This is a genomic window from Roseibium sp. RKSG952 (assembly GCF_009711355.1).
The window spans coordinates 79,731-97,970 of record NZ_SMMF01000949.1; the positions used below are offsets into that span (position 1 = coordinate 79,731).

At 56.0% G+C, this 18,240-nt stretch carries 18 protein-coding genes; 11 read left to right on the top strand and 7 right to left on the bottom strand.

All coding sequences use genetic code 11. The features are described from left to right. Positions 1-1,373: PhoX family phosphatase (locus tag E1297_RS32565; RefSeq protein ID WP_155145522.1), on the top strand; the 1,373-nt coding region annotated here is incomplete at its 5' end. Between the two features lie 64 nt (positions 1,374-1,437). Here the strand turns inward: E1297_RS32565 and E1297_RS32570 are convergent. Continuing rightward, entirely contained in the window at positions 1,438-2,004 is a 567-nt protein-coding gene (locus tag E1297_RS32570; protein ID WP_155145417.1) for a tetratricopeptide repeat protein, read from the bottom strand. Between the two features lie 36 nt (positions 2,005-2,040). Then, positions 2,041-2,517, bottom strand: coding sequence for an Lrp/AsnC family transcriptional regulator (locus tag E1297_RS32575; protein WP_155145420.1), 477 nt, complete (start codon positions 2,515-2,517; stop codon positions 2,041-2,043). A gap of 108 nt (positions 2,518-2,625) precedes the next feature. On the opposite strand from E1297_RS32575, the gene putA reads away from it, so the two are divergent. The 3 genes from putA to E1297_RS32590 are packed head-to-tail and all read left to right on the top strand — an operon-like array spanning position 2,626 to position 7,178. Beyond that, complete coding sequence (gene putA, locus E1297_RS32580) at positions 2,626-6,024, top strand: bifunctional proline dehydrogenase/L-glutamate gamma-semialdehyde dehydrogenase PutA (protein ID WP_155145422.1); 3,399 nt, start codon at positions 2,626-2,628, stop codon at positions 6,022-6,024. Positions 6,025-6,066: 42 nt separating this feature from the next. Further along, entirely contained in the window at positions 6,067-6,810 is a 744-nt protein-coding gene (locus tag E1297_RS32585) for a rhomboid family intramembrane serine protease (protein WP_155145424.1), read from the top strand. Beyond that, entirely contained in the window at positions 6,807-7,178 is a 372-nt protein-coding gene (locus E1297_RS32590; protein WP_155145425.1) for a GFA family protein, read from the top strand. Before E1297_RS32585 ends, E1297_RS32590 begins: the two co-directional genes overlap by 4 nt. Here E1297_RS32590 and E1297_RS32595 read toward each other — a convergent pair. After that, positions 7,154-7,927: an IclR family transcriptional regulator gene (locus tag E1297_RS32595; RefSeq protein ID WP_209016139.1), complete on the bottom strand. Its 774-nt coding sequence runs from the start codon at positions 7,925-7,927 to the stop codon at positions 7,154-7,156. The two genes, E1297_RS32590 and E1297_RS32595, sit on opposite strands and share 25 nt — an antisense overlap. A gap of 267 nt (positions 7,928-8,194) precedes the next feature. On the opposite strand from E1297_RS32595, the gene bhcA reads away from it, so the two are divergent. The 4 genes from bhcA to bhcD are packed head-to-tail and all read left to right on the top strand — an operon-like array spanning position 8,195 to position 12,544. Beyond that, a complete protein-coding gene (gene bhcA / locus E1297_RS32600; RefSeq protein WP_155145429.1) occupies positions 8,195-9,385 on the top strand; it encodes an L-aspartate--glyoxylate aminotransferase BhcA in 1,191 nt (396 codons plus the stop codon). Between the two features lie 11 nt (positions 9,386-9,396). Beyond that, a complete protein-coding gene (bhcB, locus tag E1297_RS32605; protein ID WP_155145431.1) occupies positions 9,397-10,368 on the top strand; it encodes a beta-hydroxyaspartate dehydratase BhcB in 972 nt (323 codons plus the stop codon). An 11-nt stretch (positions 10,369-10,379) separates the two neighbouring features. Further along, positions 10,380-11,543, top strand: a complete 1,164-nt coding sequence (bhcC, locus tag E1297_RS32610) for a 3-hydroxy-D-aspartate aldolase BhcC (protein WP_155145433.1) — start codon at positions 10,380-10,382, stop codon at positions 11,541-11,543. A gap of 35 nt (positions 11,544-11,578) precedes the next feature. Continuing rightward, entirely contained in the window at positions 11,579-12,544 is a 966-nt protein-coding gene (gene bhcD, locus E1297_RS32615; RefSeq protein WP_244327972.1) for an iminosuccinate reductase BhcD, read from the top strand. A 63-nt stretch (positions 12,545-12,607) separates the two neighbouring features. Here bhcD and E1297_RS32620 read toward each other — a convergent pair whose 3' ends face one another. Next, positions 12,608-13,393: an inositol monophosphatase family protein gene (locus E1297_RS32620; RefSeq protein ID WP_155145437.1), complete on the bottom strand. Its 786-nt coding sequence runs from the start codon at positions 13,391-13,393 to the stop codon at positions 12,608-12,610. 108 nt (positions 13,394-13,501) lie between these two features. Beyond that, positions 13,502-14,407, bottom strand: coding sequence for a LysR family transcriptional regulator (locus tag E1297_RS32625; RefSeq protein WP_155145439.1), 906 nt, complete (start codon positions 14,405-14,407; stop codon positions 13,502-13,504). A gap of 95 nt (positions 14,408-14,502) precedes the next feature. Here E1297_RS32625 and metF point away from each other — a divergent pair, with 95 nt between their 5' ends. Both metF and E1297_RS32635 read left to right on the top strand, forming a co-directional pair. Next, positions 14,503-15,369 carry a methylenetetrahydrofolate reductase [NAD(P)H] gene (metF, locus tag E1297_RS32630; protein WP_155145440.1) on the top strand — a complete coding sequence of 289 codons (867 nt, stop codon included), beginning with the start codon at positions 14,503-14,505 and terminating at the stop codon, positions 15,367-15,369. 212 nt (positions 15,370-15,581) lie between these two features. Beyond that, the gene (locus E1297_RS32635) at positions 15,582-16,256 is read left to right on the top strand and encodes a DnaJ domain-containing protein (protein ID WP_155145442.1); all 675 of its coding nucleotides are present in this window, start codon (positions 15,582-15,584) and stop codon (positions 16,254-16,256) included. Positions 16,257-16,316: 60 nt separating this feature from the next. Here the strand turns inward: E1297_RS32635 and E1297_RS32640 are convergent, their stop codons facing one another. Beyond that, positions 16,317-16,835, bottom strand: coding sequence for a YHS domain-containing (seleno)protein (locus E1297_RS32640; protein WP_155145444.1), 519 nt, complete (start codon positions 16,833-16,835; stop codon positions 16,317-16,319). A gap of 245 nt (positions 16,836-17,080) precedes the next feature. Between E1297_RS32640 and yghU the strand changes: the two genes are divergently transcribed. After that, positions 17,081-17,959, top strand: coding sequence for a glutathione-dependent disulfide-bond oxidoreductase (yghU, locus tag E1297_RS32645; protein ID WP_155145446.1), 879 nt, complete (start codon positions 17,081-17,083; stop codon positions 17,957-17,959). 66 nt (positions 17,960-18,025) lie between these two features. Here yghU and E1297_RS49945 read toward each other — a convergent pair. Next, positions 18,026-18,240: hypothetical protein (locus tag E1297_RS49945; RefSeq protein WP_209016141.1), on the bottom strand; the 215-nt coding region annotated here is incomplete at its 5' end.

Here is an 18,240-nt window from a genome sequence, read left to right on the forward strand (position 1 = left end):
TTCAGAACATTCAGGGCGTGACCGTGATGGAAATCACTGAAGGTCCCGATGGCTGGTCGGTCGTCAAAGACAGCCCCTTCAACCGTCGTATCCACCACAACACCCCAATGAAGATCGTTGGCCCTGCCGCCGGTCACGACCTGCTGAAAACCGAAGCCGATCCAACCGGCACATCCTCACTGGGTACCCTGAACAACTGTGGCGCGGGCAAAACGCCTTGGGGTACCTACCTGACCTGCGAGGAGAACTTTAACGGTTACTTCGGCTCCAGCGACGAAAACGCGACCTACGACCAGAAGGTTGCAGACGGGTTCAAGCGCTATGGCGTCAAGGCCGAAAGCTGGAACGGGTATGAGCTGTTCGATCCGCGGTTTGACACGTCGAAAAACCCGAATGAACCACACCGCGCAGGTTGGATCGTTGAGATCGACCCGACCAAGCCGGACAGCACACCGGTCAAGCACACTGGTCTGGGGCGTTTCAAGCACGAAAACGCTGAAGTAACGTTGGCTGCTGATGGCCGTGTAGTTGTCTACATGGGCGATGATGAACGTGGTGAGTATCTGTACAAGTTTGTCTCGAACGGCACCTACCAGCCGGGTAGCGAGACCGAGAGCCTGCTGAATGACGGCACGCTCTATGTTGCAAAGTTCAACGATGACGCAACCGGTGAATGGCTGGCACTGACGCCGGAAACCACTGGCATGGACGACGCTGAGATTGCGATCTTCACCCGTATGGCCGCGTCCAAAGCTGGCGGCACTACCATGGATCGCCCCGAATGGGTGGCGTCCAGCCCGGTTGCAGTTGAAGCCTATTGCTGCCTCACCAACAACAAGAACCGTGGCGTGAAGCCGAACGCTGGCGGTGATGACACATCGGTCAACGGACCAAACCCGCGTGAGGCAAACAAATACGGGCAGATTGTACGCTGGCGTCCGGCGAATGATGACCATGCGACCGAAGCGTTCGATTGGGATCTGTACGTGATGGCTGGTAACCCGACCGTGCATTCCGACGATCGTGCCGGATCTGACAACGTGAATGAGGGCAACCTGTTCAATTCGCCCGACGGCATGGTTATCGACTCGACCGGCCTGATCTGGATCCAGACGGACGGCAATGACGACAACGAGGAAGATTTCGCGGGTAACGGCAACAACCAGATGCTGGTTGGCGATCCGGTCACTGGTGAGATCGCGCGCTTCATGACGGGACCAACCGGTTGTGAAGTCACCGGTCTGGCGTGGTCCAGCGACCTGCGCACCATGTTTGTTGGCATTCAACATCCGGGCAGCAACTGGCCGGATGGTGGGACACCGCGTTCGTCGGTGATTGCGATCAAGCGAGCCGATAACGGTTTGGTGGGCTAACCAGACTGCTAAAAAACTACGCCTCCGGGATCATGTTCCGGAGGCGTTTCTAAAACCCGGCTTGCTAGATATCTTCCCCTGGTGGGGCCAGTAATCCACCCGGCGCTAACAAATGCCGCTCTGGAAGCCATGGATTGAGGACCAACGCTTCGGTTAAAGCTTCTCTCGCTTCCTCGGTGCGCCCCAAGCCAAGCAAGGTCAGGGCTCGACCGCTCAGCGCTGCCACGTGATTTGGCGACAAGGCAATCGCAGCATCCAAATCGACCAATGCAGCGCTGAAATTCTGCCTCAGGAAGTTTACAAAGGCTCGTTGATTGTAACCCTCCGCATATGCAGGGCAAAACTCGACAAGCGTGTTGAATGTTTCCAACGCACCAAGCAAATCCCATGCTTCGCGTCTGCGCATCCCCCGATCCAGAAGCGCTTGGGCTTGCTCTCCGGGGGCGTCCGTCCACAACTCCCACATTTGATTTGAGATTGCGCGTGCTTCCTGTTCAGTCTCGGCCTTCTGGATCTGAGCAACCAATGCATCCACTTCGGCTACGTGGTCAGCGGCTTCAGGACAGGTCTGGGCACTCAGAGGATTGGTAACCGCGATTGCTGCGGAAAGGATGGCTGCAAATCTGAACATTCTCCAATGATGGCGCGATTATGCATTCCGTCAACTTCAGGTGCCGACTGGTCCCGGCAATCCCACCTCCTTCACCGCCTCCATAGCAACGAAGGTTGAGGTATTCGCTACATGCGGCAAGGACGAAATCTTTTCGGCCAGAACAGCGCGATACTCTGACATCGATCCTGTCCTCACCTTAAGAAGGTAGTCGAAATTCGAAGCGATCATATGCGCCTGTTCAATCTCGGCGATCCGGCGAACGGCAGCATTGAATTCAGCCAGTGCTTTTTCGCGCGTGTCCGTCAAACGCACCTCGACAAAGGCGACATGATCCAGCCCCAGCCGGATCGGATCGAGCAAGGCGCGATAGCCGGTGATGATGCCTTCGGCCTCAAGCCGCTTAAGGCGCGCCTGCGTCGGAGACTTTGAAAGCCCGATCTGCCGGGCAAGGTCTGCCACAGAAATCCGTCCATCCTCAGACAGAATCGACAATATCGCCTGATCGAAACGATCAAGATCCGGAAAGCCCATTTGGATCGATTCCTCTCATTTTTTAAGGCATTTAGCCCATTAATTATCACACTTCAGGCCATTGTCCTGGGAAATCGCATGTATACTCGACAAAAGACCGGAGGACACATGTCTCACAGCCTACGTACTCATATCGACAGCCATACTTATGCGGACCAGTCTGCTGTACTGGAGAACCTTGTTTCTCAAGCCGCTCTCAGCCAAGCGGATCGTCACACCATCAGTGATGCAGCGGCGCAGTTGGTCCGGGATATTCGATCCAGCACCTCTCCGGGGTTGATGGAGGTCTTTCTGGCTGAGTACGGGTTATCAACCGACGAAGGTGTCGCACTGATGTGTCTGGCTGAGGCGTTGTTGCGCGTTCCGGATGCGGACACCATCGATGCGCTGATCGAAGATAAGATCGCCCCTTCAGATTGGGGCAAGCATCTTGGGCATTCGTCATCTTCCCTTGTGAATGCCTCAACATGGGCCCTGATGCTGACCGGCAAGGTACTGGATGAAGGAAAAACCTCACCCGTCAGCGCATTGCGTGGCGCAATCAAACGACTGGGCGAACCGGTGATCCGAACTGCCGTCGGTCGAGCAATGAAGGAAATGGGTCGCCAGTTCGTACTGGGAGAGACCATTCAATCCGCCATGGACCGTGCCAGTGGTATGGAAGCAAAAGGCTACACCTACTCCTACGACATGTTGGGCGAAGCAGCGCGTACCGAGGCGGATGCGGCGCGCTATCATCTGTCTTACTCGCGGGCAATCGCTGCGATCGCCGAGGCCTGCACGCATGATGATATCCGCGCCAACCCCGGCATTTCCGTCAAGCTGTCCGCGTTGCATCCGCGCTATGAACTAGCCCAGGAAAATCGGGTGATGGAGGAGCTTGTCCCCCGCCTGCGTGCTCTGGCCCTGCTGGCCAAGGCAGCTGGTATGGGGCTGAACGTGGATGCAGAAGAAGCGGATCGCCTGTCTCTGTCTTTGCAGGTGATCGAAGCCGTGATGTCAGAGCCCGCACTTGCCGGATGGGACGGGTTCGGCATCGTTGTGCAGGCCTATGGCCCGCGCGCAGATCTGGTATTGGATACGCTCTACCAAATGGCTGAAAAGCATGACCGCAAGCTGATGGTGCGCTTGGTCAAAGGGGCCTATTGGGATACCGAAATCAAGCGTGCTCAGGTCGAAGGGGTGGCTGGCTTTCCGGTTTTCACTCAAAAAGCCGCCACCGATGTTTCCTATATCGCCAATGCACGCAATTTGCTGGGTATGACGGATCGGATTTATCCGCAGTTCGCCACTCATAACGCACATACCGTCAGCGCGATCCTTCATATGGCTGACAACCAACCGTTTGAGTTCCAGCGACTGCATGGCATGGGCGAGACGTTGCATCAGATCGTGAAGGACAAGCAAAATACGCGTTGCCGAATTTATGCTCCGGTAGGCGCGCATCGTGATCTGTTGGCCTATCTGGTGCGCCGCCTGCTTGAGAACGGGGCGAACTCCTCATTCGTAAATCAGATCGTCGACGAAAATGTTCCTCCTGTAGAAGTTGCATCCGACCCGTTTGAGGCCATTGCCGAACCCGCCAAACCGTTACCGACCGGACCGGAATTGTTTGAACCTGAACGTGTGAATTCCAAAGGCTTTGACCTTCAGCACACGCCAACACTGGACATGATTGATGCAGCGCGGGACCGATTCAGAGCACATCATTGGTACGCACAGCCATTGCTGTCGGACAACGCACAGCCAGAAGCGGATCAGGCCGTGATAAACCCGGCCCATCCACAGGATAGGCCCGGTGCAGTAGCGCCCGCCAGTGCCGAGGATGTTGAACTGGCGCTGGCCTCGGCCTCACCCTGGCAGGCACCGGCTGCTGACCGCAAGCGTATCCTGAACGCAGCTGCTGATCTGTACGAAGAGAACTTTGGAGAGCTGTTCGCACTGCTTTCGCGCGAAGCCGGAAAGTCGCTGCCCGACGCGATTGCTGAGTTGCGTGAAGCGGTTGATTTTCTGCGCTACTACGCGGCAAACATCCCGGGTGCCAAACCATCAGGTATTTTCACCTGCATCAGTCCCTGGAACTTTCCCCTCGCGATTTTCACCGGTCAAATTTCTGCGGCCCTTGCGACCGGCAATGCCGTACTGGCAAAACCCGCCCCGCAAACTCCGCTGATCGGACACCGTGCTGTGCAACTGATGCATGAAGCAGGTGTCCCTCGAGATGCACTGCAATTGCTGCCCGGAGGACCGGCAGTTGGCGCGGCGTTGACTTCGGATTCACGTGTCTCAGGTGTTGCATTCACCGGATCAACAGCGACAGCGCTGAAAATCCGTTCAGCGATGGCCGAGAACTTGCGGCCGGGCACACCGTTGATTGCCGAGACCGGTGGTCTCAACGCAATGATCGTCGACAGCACCGCCCTGCCCGAACAAGCCGTGCAATCCATAATCGAAAGCGCATTCCAATCGGCGGGCCAACGCTGTTCCGCACTGCGGTGCCTGTATCTGCAGGAAGATATCGCTGATGATGTCCTGACCATGCTGCAAGGTGCGATGGACGCGCTTAGCGTAGGGGATCCATGGCTGATTTCGACCGATTGTGGACCGGTGATTGATCAGACAGCATTGCAAGGTATCGCCGATCACGTGGCCAAAGCGCGTGCCGAAGGGCGTGTGCTGAAAGAACTCTCGACGCCACCCGAAGGCACATTCATTGCCCCAGCATTGATAGAAGTTTCCGGAATCGCTGCGCTAGAACGTGAAATCTTTGGCCCTGTGCTGCATGTCGCCCGTTTCAAAGCACAGGATATCGACAAAGTGATCGGCGATATCAACGCTACGGACTATGGCCTGACATTCGGCCTGCACACGCGGATCGATGATCGGGTGCAGCATGTGACCGAAGCCATCCATGCAGGCAATATCTATGTGAATCGCAATCAGATCGGCGCAATCGTAGGCTCGCAGCCTTTTGGCGGTGAAGGGTTGTCCGGTACAGGCCCCAAGGCCGGCGGGCCCAACTATATGGCGCGCTTCTGCGCTCCTAACCGGCAGGTTGTGAGCGAGGATTGGACAGATAGTGCTGACCTTCCAGAGCCCGAAGGCCAACCTGCAGGGATCACAACCCAGTCCTTGCCCGGCCCTACCGGCGAATCTAACCGGTTGAGTGAATACCCTCGTCCCCCGGTGCTTTGTCTGGGTCCGGGTCCCGATGCCGCGCAAGCTCAGGCCGACGCGGTCAAGGCCCTCGGTGGATCAGCAATCCGCGCTACCGGTGCGCTCGATCTGCACCGTCTGGAAAACCTGACGGATTTCTCTGGCGTCATGTGGTGGGGCGACGAAACGACCGGACGAGAAATTGAACGGCATCTGTCGCGTCGTGATGGTCCGATTTTGCCGTTGATTCCGGGTATGCCGGATCGTGCGCGTGTGCTGGCCGAGCGCCATGTCTGCGTCGACACAACCGCTGCCGGTGGCAATGCGGCACTTTTGGGTGGTGCGGCATAAGCTTGACTTGACGCTGGGCTGCGAAAGGCCCAGCGTCGCGCCATGTTTCCAATTCGCGATCATAACCCCTCGGGTCGAACACCTTTTGTTGTCTATGCGTTGATGGCGGCAAACATCCTGATCTTTTTCAGCTATCTCGGAATCATGGACGACGCCCGGCTGCTTAATCGGTTCTATTTCGACTATGCGATCATACCGGCACGGATATCGGATGGAGTTGCATTTGAAACCCTGCTGACATCGATGTTCCTGCACGGCGGCTGGATGCATCTGGCTGGAAACATGCTGTTTTTATGGATTTTCGGCGACAATCTGGAAGATGAGATGGGGCACCTGCCCTTTCTGCTATTCTATCTGACAGCGGGGATTGGCGCTGGGCTGATCCATGTAGTCACGGCACCAGATTCGGTCGTGCCCACCATTGGTGCTTCGGGTGCGATCGCAGGGGTTATGGGGGGTTATTTGCTGCTGTTCCCGAAGGCGCGCGTCGATATCCTGCTGATCCTGATCGTCTACTTCCGGGTCTTTACGATCCCGGCATTCATCATGCTTGGGCTGTGGCTTGCAATGCAGTTTCTGGGTAGCCTTGCAAGCAATCCGGATGAAGGTGGCGTCGCCTACTGGGCGCATACCGGAGGATTTGCCGTCGGGCTGGTCCTGTGTATCCCGCTTTGGCTGAGGCGTGGTGGAATTGATTTCTGGGATCGCACCCATGGTCACCCGCCGCACCCCGAACATAAGTACAAACTGACCCAATCCCGCATTCCAAAGGTTCCGCGAAAATGACCAGAATGACCGCCTCCTGCCATTGTGGTGCCGCCGAGATCGAAGCCGAGTTTCCTCAAGGCCTGGCTTCGGCTGCGCGATGCGATTGTTCGTTCTGCATTCGCCGCGGGGCCGCAGCAGTCACGGCCACAACCGAAAGTCTGCGTGTCCTCAAGGGGTCGGATAATCTGAGCCTTTACACCTGGGGTACTCAGACCGCCAAACACTACTTCTGCAAAACATGCGGCATCTACGTCTACCATCAGAGACGATCAGACCCTGACGAGTGCGGAGTGAACCTTGGCTGTGTCGAAGGTGGAAACCCCAGAACGCATGGAACGATCCCCTGGAACGATGGCGTTAATCACCCGTCAGACAGATCAGATTGATCGGGACCCTGCCCACCGCTCAGATAGGTGATCTCCTGCGCAGCCTGAACGACCAGTTCGGCCAGATCGGTCGCGCGCACATCATCAAACCTGACGGTTGGACCTGATACAGAGATACCCGCGCAGGGTTCGCCTTTGTCGTTGTAGATTGCGGCACCAATGCAGGACATTCCCTCATAGCGTTCTTCCCGGTCATGCGACCAGCCGCGCGCCCGGGTCTCAGACAGGTCCCTGAGCAGCATTTCTTCGGATGCCAACGTGCTATCCGTGAACTTCGTCAGGTCCGCAGACTTCAACAGTTTGCCAAGAGCAGCCTCTTTCATTGCCGCCAAAATGGCTTTGCCAGTTCCTGACGCATACATCGGTGTCCGCGCGCCGGGCGGGAAAAAAGCGCGGATCGGGTTTGAGGTTTCGACCTGACCGACAAACACAACTTCTCTGCCATCCGGAACAGCCAGATTGGCAGTTTCTCCGCTGTCCTGCATCAGCCGCCTGAGTATCGGACGCCCTATCTCAAGAACGCTGTTCCGTCGCAAGAAGGATGCGCCGGTACGGTAGGCTTCGATCCCGATCATCCATTCCTGTCGTTCGTCGTCAAAAGTGACATACCCATGTTTCTGAAGCGTTGTCAGAATGCGATGAGTGGTGGCTGTGGGCACCCCGATTTCACGGGCAAGATCGCTGAGCGAAGCACGCTCGAACCGCGCCACCGATGTCAAAACACCTAGCGCCCTGTCCAGTGACTGCATGGTTCCGGCCGAGCTTTCCTTGAACAACGATTTGGGCCTGCCGCGTGGTCGCTTCTGAGTCTCCATACCGATCCTTTGGCTTCTTTGACGGCCCAACTAAAAAACCTGGCCGTGGATTGCGATTTTCAGAATATGAAAATGAGAAACTGAAAACCTTTTAATTTCAGCTTATTGCTAATTTAATTCCATAAATGAAAATATTTTTCAAGAAAATTGCACCTAATGAGGAGTCCGGCGACACTTGTTTCCAAAGTGGAGGACAGAGTGATGTCAAACCAGAACCCGGTCTTTATTCCCGGCCCGACCAACATTCCAGATCGCCTGCGGCTTGCCATGCAAGTACAGACGCAGGACCACCGTGCACCCGATTTCGTGGACACATTCGCGCCCGTTCTCGAGGACACCAAAAAGGTCTTTGGCACTGTACCAGGACAGATCGTAACCTTTCCAGCCAGTGGCACCGGCGGATGGGAGGCTGCGGTTACAAATACGCTCAGCCCCGGCGACAAGGTCCTTGTCGCGCGCTACGGCGTGTTCAGCCATCGCTGGATCGATTTGTGCCAACGGCATGGGCTAGACGTTCAGATCGTCGAATGCCCATGGGGTGAAGGTGCGCCTGCAGACCGCTTTCAGGCGATCCTGGCTGCGGATACTGCGCATCACATCAAAGCTGTGCTGGTTACACACAACGAGACCGCCACAGGCGTACGGTCGGATATCGGCGCAGTACGCCGAGGCATGGATGCGGCCTCGCATCCCGCCATGTTGTTTGTGGATTGTGTAAGCTCTCTGGCCTCAATGCCGTTCGAGTTTGATCGCTGGGGTGTCGATATCGCCGTCTCTGGTTCGCAGAAGGGGTTCATGCTGGCGACTGGAATGGCAATTCTCTGCGTCAGCCCCAAGGCAATTGCGGCCATGGAAACAGCCAAGCTGCCACGGACCTTCTTTGATTTCCGCGATATGATGGCGGCCAATGCCTCAGGCGGGTTTCCCTATACCCCTCCTCTGCAATTGATCTACGGCATGCGTGAAAGTCTTAAGATGCTGTTCGAAGAGGGGCTTGAGAATGTCTACGCACGCCACTTCCGACTAGCCGAAGGTGTTCGCCGCGCAACCGATGCCTGGGGGCTGAAGCTGGTTGCCCAATCCTCCGAACTCTACTCGGATACAGTCAGCGCCATTTATGTTCCCGAGGGTTTTGACAGCAACGCCCTGACCGATCACGCCTTTAACGCATATGGTGTCTCGTTCGGTATCGGGCTTGGTCAGCTGAACGGCAAGGCCTTCCGCATCGGCCATTTGGGAAGCCTGACGGATGTCATGGTGCTGTCCGGTCTGGCGACTGTCGAAATGGCGATGGCCGACCTGAATTATCCTATCAAACTCGGCAGCGGCGTGGCTGCGGCCCAGGAATACTACCGCAACACTGGCGCAAATCCCGCCAAGGCTGCGGCGTGAGGAGGCCCCACATGTTAGATCAAATCGCAGCGTCCGATCTGACGATCGACGATGTGCGCGCAGCGCATGAACGCATCAGACCTCATATCCGACGCACTCCTGTAATGACGTCAGACTATCTGAACGACCTGACCGGTGCACAATTGTTCTTCAAATGTGAGAATTTTCAGGAGGCTGGCGCTTTCAAAGTTCGCGGGGCCAGCAATGCCGTGTTTGGTCTGAGTGATGAGATGGCTACCAAGGGCGTCTGCACGCATTCCAGCGGCAACCACGCGCTCTCACTGTCTTACGCGGCGGGGCGTCGCGGTATCCCCTGCAATGTGGTGATGCCACGTACGGCACCACAAGCAAAGAAAGATGCTGTTCGCCGGTTTGGCGGCACAATCACCGAATGCGAACCTTCCACGTCTTCGCGTGAGTCAACCTTTGCCGAAGTTCAGGCCCACACAGGTGGCGAATTTGTGCATCCGTATAATGACTTGCGCGTCATCACGGGACAGGCGACCTGTTCAGCGGAACTACTTGAACAGACCAATGGTATAGATGCCGTGATCGCGCCGATCGGCGGTGGCGGCATGGTTTCAGGTACCTGTCTTACCGTGTCGAACCTGTCTTCTGAGACAGCGATTTATGCGGCAGAACCAGAGCAGGCTGACGACGCTTACCGGTCGTTCAAAGCGGGACACATTATCGCTGACGACGCACCCAAGACGGTAGCTGACGGATTGCTGGTGCCTCTCAAAGAAAACACCTGGCACTTCGTATCGCTCCACGTGACCGACATTTTCACGGCGTCCGAGGATGACATCGTCGAAGCGATGAAACTGACCTGGAAATACTTGCGCGTGGTGATGGAGCCATCATCTGCCGTGCCATTGGCAACAATTCTCAAGAACCCCGACGTGTTCCGGGGCAAGCGCGTCGGGGTGATCATCACCGGCGGCAACGTGGATCTGGACAAGCTGCCCTGGCTCAAAGGGTAAGGAGAAACAGGATGAACAAACCCATGAATATCGATCAACTCGAAGTTGGCTATGACATCCCTGCCGCGATTGGCATGGATGAAACCGAAATTCAAACGCCTTGCCTGATCCTTGATCTGGACGCGCTGGAGCGGAACATCAAAAAGATGGGCGATTATGCCAAGGCCCACGGGATGCGTCACCGCGTGCATGGGAAAATGCACAAGTCAGTGGATGTCGCAAAACTGCAGGAAAAGCTGGGCGATGCCGTTGGCGTGTGCTGCCAGAAGGTGTCGGAGGCTGAAGTGTTCGCGCGCGGTGGCATCAAGGATATTCTGGTTTCAAATCAGGTTCGCGATCCTGTCAAAATCGATCGACTGGCCCAACTGCCCAAACTTGGTGCACGCACCATTGTCTGTGTCGATGACATCGACAACGTGGCCGATCTGTCTGCGGCTGCTGAAAGGCACGGCACCGAGTTGGAAGTGTTTGTAGAAATCGACTGTGGGGCGGGTCGTTGCGGCGTAACCAATACTTCGGACGTCGTTGCTATCGCCAAAGCTGTGCAAGCTGCGCCCAACCTGAAATTCACCGGCATTCAGGCCTATCAAGGTGCGATGCAGCATCTGGATACCTATGAGGCGCGGCAAGAGAAACTCGATACCGCAATCGCCATGGTCAAGGACGCTGTGGATGGGCTGAAAGCTGAGGGTATCGAATGTGAACTGGTTTCCGGCGGCGGAACCGGTTCCTACTATTTCGAAAGCAACTCTGGCGTTTACAACGAATTGCAGTGCGGTTCTTACGCCTTCATGGATGCTGATTATGGTCGCATTCTTGATAAGGACGGCAAGCGGATCGATCAGGGGGAATGGGAAAACGCCCTGTTCATTCTGACGAGTGTCATGAGCCACGCCAAAGCCGACAAGGCCATCTGTGATGCCGGCCTCAAAGCACAGTCAGTAGATAGTGGCCTGCCCTTCATCTATGGGCGGGACGACGTCGAGTATCTGAAATGCTCGGATGAACATGGGGTGATCGGCGATCCGGACGGTGTGTTGAAAGTCAACGATAAGCTGCGTCTGGTGCCCGGTCACTGTGATCCAACGTGCAATGTGCATGATTGGTATGTTGGTGTCCGCAACGGCAAGGTCGAAACCCTGTGGCCCGTGTCTGCGCGCGGGAAGGCATACTGACAATGAGGGATGGTATGACAACACAAACAGATGGCTTGCTGATCGTCGGTGAAGAGCTGTGCGAAAAATTGGTCGGTCGGCAACAGGCCTTTGACGCCGTTCAGGACGTATTCGCCGCGATGGCACGTGGTGGCGCATGGAACTTTCCCGTTATCCGTGAGGCACTTGGCTACGTGGATGCGCTTTACGGTTTCAAATCCGGGTTTGACCGCGATGGTCAGGTTCTGGGCGTGAAGTCAGGTGGGTATTGGCCGGGAAACGCGGAACACGGTCTGACCAACCACCAGTCAACGGTGTTCCTATTCGCCCCGGATACTGGACGACTGTCAGCGTTGGTTGGCGGAAACTATCTGACCGCAGTGCGCACTGCTGCGTCCTCGGCCATTTCTATCGCTCATCTGGCCCGAAAGGATGCAAAGGTACTGGGCATGGTCGGAGCCGGACATCAATCTGCCTTCCAATTGCGCGCGGCTGCTGAGCAACGCGATTTTGAAAAGGTTGTGGCCTGGAACCCGCACCCAGACATGCTGCCTCGGTTGGCGGCTGTCGCTGATGAGATCGGGCTGGAATTCGAAGCAGTCAGTCAACAGGAGTTGGGTGCGCAAGCGGATGTGATCATCACGATCACCTCGGCCTTTGAACCCCTGTTGTTGAAAGACTGGATCAAGCCCGGCACTCATCTGGCCTGTATGGGCACCGATACCAAGGGAAAGATGGAAGTGGATCCATCCCTGGTTGCCGCTGCCTCAGTGTTCACCGACGAGGTGGCGCAATCCGTCACGATTGGAGAGGCGCAACACGCCGCCGCAGACGGTTCGATTACCGCCGAAGCGATCACCCCGATTGGTGCGGTTATCAATGGCGACCATTCCGGGCGGACGAGTGACACCGAGATCACTTTGTTCGATGGGACCGGCGTCGGGTTGCAGGATCTGGCTGTCGCGTCGGTCGCAGCCCGATTGGCGGATGAAGCCGGATTAGCCCAGCGCGCAACTCTCTAGACAACAAAAAAGCGCGCCTTGTTTCAGGGCGCGCTTTCAAAACTTCGAGTCAAAGGTCTCGCGTTAGCCGCGGATCACCTTGGCAAAGCTGTCAAAGATCGGCTCGTTGGCGCAAATCACTTCACCATCTTCCAGCACACTGCCTTCAGGGTTCAGAGCCTGAACAAAGCCACCTGCTTCCTTGACGATGATGATGCCCGCAGCCAGATCCCAGGCGTTCAGACGACGCTCCCAGAAACCTTCGTAGCGGCCGGCGGCGACATAGGCCATGTCCAGAGCAGCGGCGCCCCAGCGGCGAACACCTGCACATGCTGGCATCAGGCGCGCCAGATCCTGCAAAGTCGCAGGCAGGTCAGAACGACCACCAAAAGGCAAACCTGTAGAGAAGATCGACTCAATCATCCGATGGCGACCTGAAACACGGATGCGGGTGTCATTCATCCACGCGCCCTCGCCTTTTTCGGCAAAGAACATTTCATCCTTGGCAGCGTCGTAGATCACACCGGCAACGATTTTGCCTTTGTGTTCCAGCGCAATCGAGATCGCCCAGTGCGGCAGGCCGTGCAGGAAATTGGTGGTGCCATCCAGAGGGTCGACAATCCAGCGGCGCGTTGGGTCTTCGCCGTCAATCGCTCCGCCTTCTTCGGCCAGCCAGCCATAGGTCGGGCGAGCGCCCAGCAATTCTTCTTTCAGGATCGCCTCGGCAGCGATGTCAGCCTTCGATACGAAGTCACCAGCGCCCTTCATCGACACCTGCAGGTTTTCGACCTCACGAAAATCCTTGACCAAAGAACGCCCCGCTTTGCGCGCGGCCTTGATCATGATGTTGAGATTTGCACTGCCAACCATTGTTCTGACGCTCCTGTCCGGTCAAACCGCGCGTATACTGGGGCAAGTCGACCTTGCCAAGGGGCATGATGTGCATATCAGCCCCGCAACCGACGCCGTAACAGACACCTACTGGGTCTGCAACTTGCGCGCCTCGACCCTTGCGAGTTTAACCAGTTCCTGAACGAACGGTTTTTCAAGGTCTTCAGAGCGTACTGCAGCGTATAGCCTACGGGTGATCCCCTCTTTGGTCAGCGGACGTGTGACGTAATCAGAGTTGTATTTAACCTCTCGGACAACCCAGTCGGGCAGTACTGAAATCCCCCGGTTTGACGCCACCAGCAGCAGGATCACAGCGGTCAGTTCAACCTGCCGGATCGTTGCCGGTTCAACCCTTGCCGGGATCAGCAACTGACTAAAAACATCCAGTCGCGTCCGTTCAACCGGGTATGTGATCAGCGTTTGCCCGCGAAAGTCTTCGGCTTCGATATAGTGTTTGTCGGCTAACGGATGAGACGAGGCCGCGACAAACACAGCGTTGTAGTCGAACAATTCAACAAATTCGACACCCGGCAGGTTTTCGGGGTCGGAGGACACAACCAGATCCACCTCTTCTTTCTGCAATGCTGGCAGCGCATCAAATGCCAGGCCCGGTCGGATGTCGACGTCTACGTCTGGCCAGGATTTCCGGAACGCCTCAAGCACCGGGAACAGCCATTCAAAACACGCATGGCATTCAATAGCGATATGCATGCGGCCCGTCCGTCCGTCGCGGAGCGAAGAGAACTCATCCTGCATCGCCTCGACCTGAGGCAATATTTGCTCGGCAAGACGCAGCAAACGCAGACCCGCAGCTGAGAGCTTCATCGGCTTGGATCGCCGCAAGAACAACTCAACCCCCGCCTGATCTTCGAGCCCTTTGATTTGGTGGCTTAGCGCCGACTGCGTGATGTTCAGTTGATCCGCCGCACGCGCCAACCCACCACATTCGTGAATGGCCTTGATCGTGCGGAGATGTCGGAACTCGATATGCATATTTTACTGAGCTCATGTTGTTCTTGAATAATATGAGTTTGTCTCACAATGCTTCGCATGGCACAAGGGCCGGGAACAAAACCTGTGAGGGCCCGATGACCAAGCCTGAAATTTCATTCGAGTTTTTTCCGCCCCAAACGCTGGAGGCCTCGTTTCGTCTTTGGGATACCGTCCAGACTCTGGCGCCGCTTGACCCTCGTTTCGTTTCGGTCACCTACGGTGCCGGTGGTACGACCCGTGAATTGACGCGGGATGCAGTTGCCACATTGCATAAATCTTCGGGCCTGCCCGTTGCGGCGCACCTGACATGTGTTGATGCATCGCGTCAGGAAACGCTGGAGATTGCCGATACCTTCGCACGTGCAGGCGTTCAGGATATCGTCGCGCTGCGGGGTGACCCACCTAAGGGTCAGGATCGGTTCGTACCGCATCCCGAAGGCTTTACCAGCTCGGTCGAACTGATCGAAGCGCTGGCCGAAACCGAGATGTTCAGCATCCGCGTCGGTGCGTATCCTGACAAACATCCTGAAGCCGGTGACATGGCAGCTGATGTCGAATGGCTGAAAGCCAAATTGGATGCCGGTGCAGATGAAGCGCTGACCCAGTTTTTCTTCGAGGCCGAAACCTTCTTCCGCTTCCGCGATGCCTGCGCAAAGGCCGGAATTGATAAGCCGATCGTGCCGGGCATTCTGCCAATCGAGAACTGGAAAGGTGCACGCAAGTTTGCTCAACGCTGTGGTGCCAACATCCCGACCTGGTTGGAGCAAGCGTTTGAAAAGGCAGTGCGTGATGGTCGCGAAGATTTGCTGGCCACTGCAATCTGCACCGAATTGTGCTCGGACCTGATCGAAGGCGGTGTCGACAAGCTGCACTTCTATACACTGAACCGGCCCGAGTTAACGCGAGATGTCTGTTTTGCACTCGGTATTGTTCCGAAAGCTGAACTGCAAAACGTCGCCTGATTTCAAACAAGGACCCCTGTGCTGCCGGGCTGCTTCGTCAGTCCGGCTCTTTTTTATCAGGTTTTGCAACAGTACATCACCCTTACCGTGCGAAAACAATCTAACGCGGCTCATCCTATTGTTCGCCCAATACAACTCAATTCTTTGAGAAATTTGACAAAAAAACGTTAGCCCTCAAACTGGGCACGTGTAGTTTAAAGAGTGTTTTGAGTATGGAGCCAGTTAACAGGATCCAGGCCCGGGTAGATGCGCTCGAGGCTCTTGGCCTCGGCCAATCGGCGGACGCAGAAGAAATTCGTGACGCATGGCGTCGTATCGCATTTCACGCGCATCCGGATCACACCGATGGGGATTATTCCAATTTCTCCAACGCTAAAGCGGCGTATGACTATTTAAGAAAAGAAGGTTTCGCCAGCAAAGAAAGGCAGGGATCGGCGCAGCCGCGGCGGCCCAAGCTGCGTAAACGTGTTGTCGAACTGGATGAAGACCAGATCGAGGCCTGCCATATCTTGCTAAACCCTGATCTGGCCATTCCGTACCGTCCAGATGGAATGGTTCAAAGCAATGATACTGCTTCCGTTCGCGACAACGCGCGGGCTTCGGATCATGTACCGGATGCCATTGGATGTTACGGACGCGATCTGACATTTTTTGTAGCGACCCCTGTCTGCGAAGGCTCAAACAGGGTTGCTTTGCCAACATCTATTCTGTCCAGCTGTCGCCGGAAAGAAACCGAAATCCTTGCGTTTCAGTCAAAGAGTTCAGGCTCGGGTGAAGTGGTTATTCCGGATTCGATCCGTCAGAGTAAATTCCCCGGCGCGCGAAGCGTGAGAATTCGTTTCGAAGCTGACGAACAGATGCGGGATGAGTTCTGGATCGCAAGCTAACCAATGATCGGGTGAAGAGCCCGGCCGATTAAGCCGGGCTTTCGATACTGAACCGTCGGTTTAGTTGGACACAGGGCCTTCGGACGTGAATTTTGGAATGACGCTGGTCGAGGCATCCGATGTTTCGATACCGGGCCAGTTGCCTTCGGCCAGATTGATGTTGCCCGGAACGTCTTCTTCCCAGAAGCCAACCACAACATCAGTGATGTTCAGGTACAGTTTATCATCGACAATCCGCCACAGGTTCGGGTTGGCCGGAACCTTGCCGCCTTTTGAAACGCCATAGGCGCAGTGGCCATCATATTGCGGCGCGTAATAGGCCGGGTTCTCCAGGAACTTGTCGCGGTTTTCCTCTGTCGAGAACGCCCAAGTGGACCCATTGTATTCCGCAGTAATATCCGACTGACCACGCACCGCTTCTGGTTGCGACTGTCCGACCGGCACCTGAGCAAGATCGCGGTAGGCGACGACGTCGTAACCTGAGACGGCAAATCCGGTTCCGTCAACATATTGCGGGCCAGCAAATGCCGGAACGGCCAGCGTCACAGCCGCGGCAAAGGTCAGGGCAAAGCGTTTCATGTGGTCAATCCTCTTATTTCAACTGTTTCCGGGCGCCGTGGTGGCGGGACTGGCATGACAATATGCGATTCTGATGCACTTCGTAGTCCTGCTCGCGGCGGTGTGACATCCAACGAGGAAACGTGAGGAGATCGTCGCGGAATGTTACAAAGCCAGTGCAACATCGGGGCTTGGACTTTGACTTTTGCAACATTAGCTGTTGTTGCACCGGGTGCGCAGCCCGACAAAGGCATGAAAGGTAAGAGATGAGCGAGAACGCGACCTATACACCACCGAAAGTCTGGACCTGGGACAGCGAAAGCGGTGGACGCTTCGCAAATATCAACCGGCCCATTGCCGGCGCGACCCACGACAAGGATCTGCCAATCGGCAAACATCCTATGCAACTTTATTCGCTGGCGACTCCCAATGGTGTCAAAGTGACTGTGATGCTGGAGGAACTACTGGCACTGGGTCATGAAGGTGCCGAGTACAATGCCTGGCTGATCAATATCGGTGAGGGCGACCAGTTCAGCTCGGGTTTTGTCGAGGCGAACCCGAATTCCAAGATCCCTGCCCTGTGGGACAGATCCGGCGATGAACCCATCCGTGTTTTCGAAAGTGCATCGATCCTGTTCCATCTGGCCGAGAAATTCGGTGAATTTTTGCCAAAATCAGGAACCGAGCGCACCGAGGTTATGAACTGGTTGTTCTGGCAGATGGGCAGCGCGCCTTACCTGGGTGGCGGTTTCGGTCATTTCTACGCCTACGCCCCGGAAAAATGGGAATATCCGATTAACCGCTTTGCCATGGAAGCCAAACGTCAACTGGACGTGCTAGAGCGTGAACTGGCAACCAAGACCTACATCGCCGGCGAAGACTACAGCATCGCCGACATGGCAATCTGGCCGTGGTATGGTCAGCTTGTTCTGGGTCGTCTCTATGACGCAGCAGAGTTCCTGGACGTAGAATCCTACAAGAATGTTATGCGTTGGGCCAAGGCGATTGACGAACGGCCTGCTGTTGTGCGTGGTCGCATGGTGAACCGTCCATTCGGTGAACCCCACATGCAGTTGCATGAACGCCATGACGCCAGCGACTTCGAGACACGCACGCAGGACAAGCTGGAACCTGCGGCCGAGTAAATAGCTTCAAGGGAAGGACCACGTCGGAGCACTAACTCCGCGTGGCCTTTTCTTTTTTAGCAATCTCTATTTTAGGATTGGCGGCTTTTCCGGATCACTTCCCGGAATGGGCCTTGAGACTTGCCGCACTTCTGGCTGAGGCAACTCAAAACGCAATCCGACATTGGCCAGCGCTGCGGCCGTTGGCTCGTCTGTATTGAAGAAACCAACATCCAATGCACCGGCTTCAATGCCAGAAAAGGTAAGCGCCTCCGATACGGCTTTGGCGAGCGCGGCCTCGG

Bases quoted from the DNA above. Each gene is read 5' to 3' on its own strand.
- E1297_RS32570 (WP_155145417.1), bottom strand. From the start codon at position 2,004: ATGTTCAGATTTGCAGCCATCCTTTCCGCAGCAATCGCGGTTACCAAT.
- E1297_RS32575 (WP_155145420.1), bottom strand. From the start codon at position 2,517: ATGGGCTTTCCGGATCTTGATCGTTTCGATCAGGCGATATTGTCGATT.
- putA (WP_155145422.1), top strand. From the start codon at position 2,626: ATGTCTCACAGCCTACGTACTCATATCGACAGCCATACTTATGCGGAC.
- E1297_RS32585 (WP_155145424.1), top strand. From the start codon at position 6,067: ATGTTTCCAATTCGCGATCATAACCCCTCGGGTCGAACACCTTTTGTT.
- E1297_RS32590 (WP_155145425.1), top strand. From the start codon at position 6,807: ATGACCAGAATGACCGCCTCCTGCCATTGTGGTGCCGCCGAGATCGAA.
- E1297_RS32595 (WP_209016139.1), bottom strand. From the start codon at position 7,927: ATGCAGTCACTGGACAGGGCGCTAGGTGTTTTGACATCGGTGGCGCGG.
- bhcA (WP_155145429.1), top strand. From the start codon at position 8,195: ATGTCAAACCAGAACCCGGTCTTTATTCCCGGCCCGACCAACATTCCA.
- bhcB (WP_155145431.1), top strand. From the start codon at position 9,397: ATGTTAGATCAAATCGCAGCGTCCGATCTGACGATCGACGATGTGCGC.
- bhcC (WP_155145433.1), top strand. From the start codon at position 10,380: ATGAACAAACCCATGAATATCGATCAACTCGAAGTTGGCTATGACATC.
- E1297_RS32620 (WP_155145437.1), bottom strand. From the start codon at position 13,393: ATGGTTGGCAGTGCAAATCTCAACATCATGATCAAGGCCGCGCGCAAA.
- E1297_RS32625 (WP_155145439.1), bottom strand. From the start codon at position 14,407: ATGCATATCGAGTTCCGACATCTCCGCACGATCAAGGCCATTCACGAA.
- metF (WP_155145440.1), top strand. From the start codon at position 14,503: ATGACCAAGCCTGAAATTTCATTCGAGTTTTTTCCGCCCCAAACGCTG.
- E1297_RS32635 (WP_155145442.1), top strand. From the start codon at position 15,582: ATGGAGCCAGTTAACAGGATCCAGGCCCGGGTAGATGCGCTCGAGGCT.
- E1297_RS32640 (WP_155145444.1), bottom strand. From the start codon at position 16,835: ATGAAACGCTTTGCCCTGACCTTTGCCGCGGCTGTGACGCTGGCCGTT.
- yghU (WP_155145446.1), top strand. From the start codon at position 17,081: ATGAGCGAGAACGCGACCTATACACCACCGAAAGTCTGGACCTGGGAC.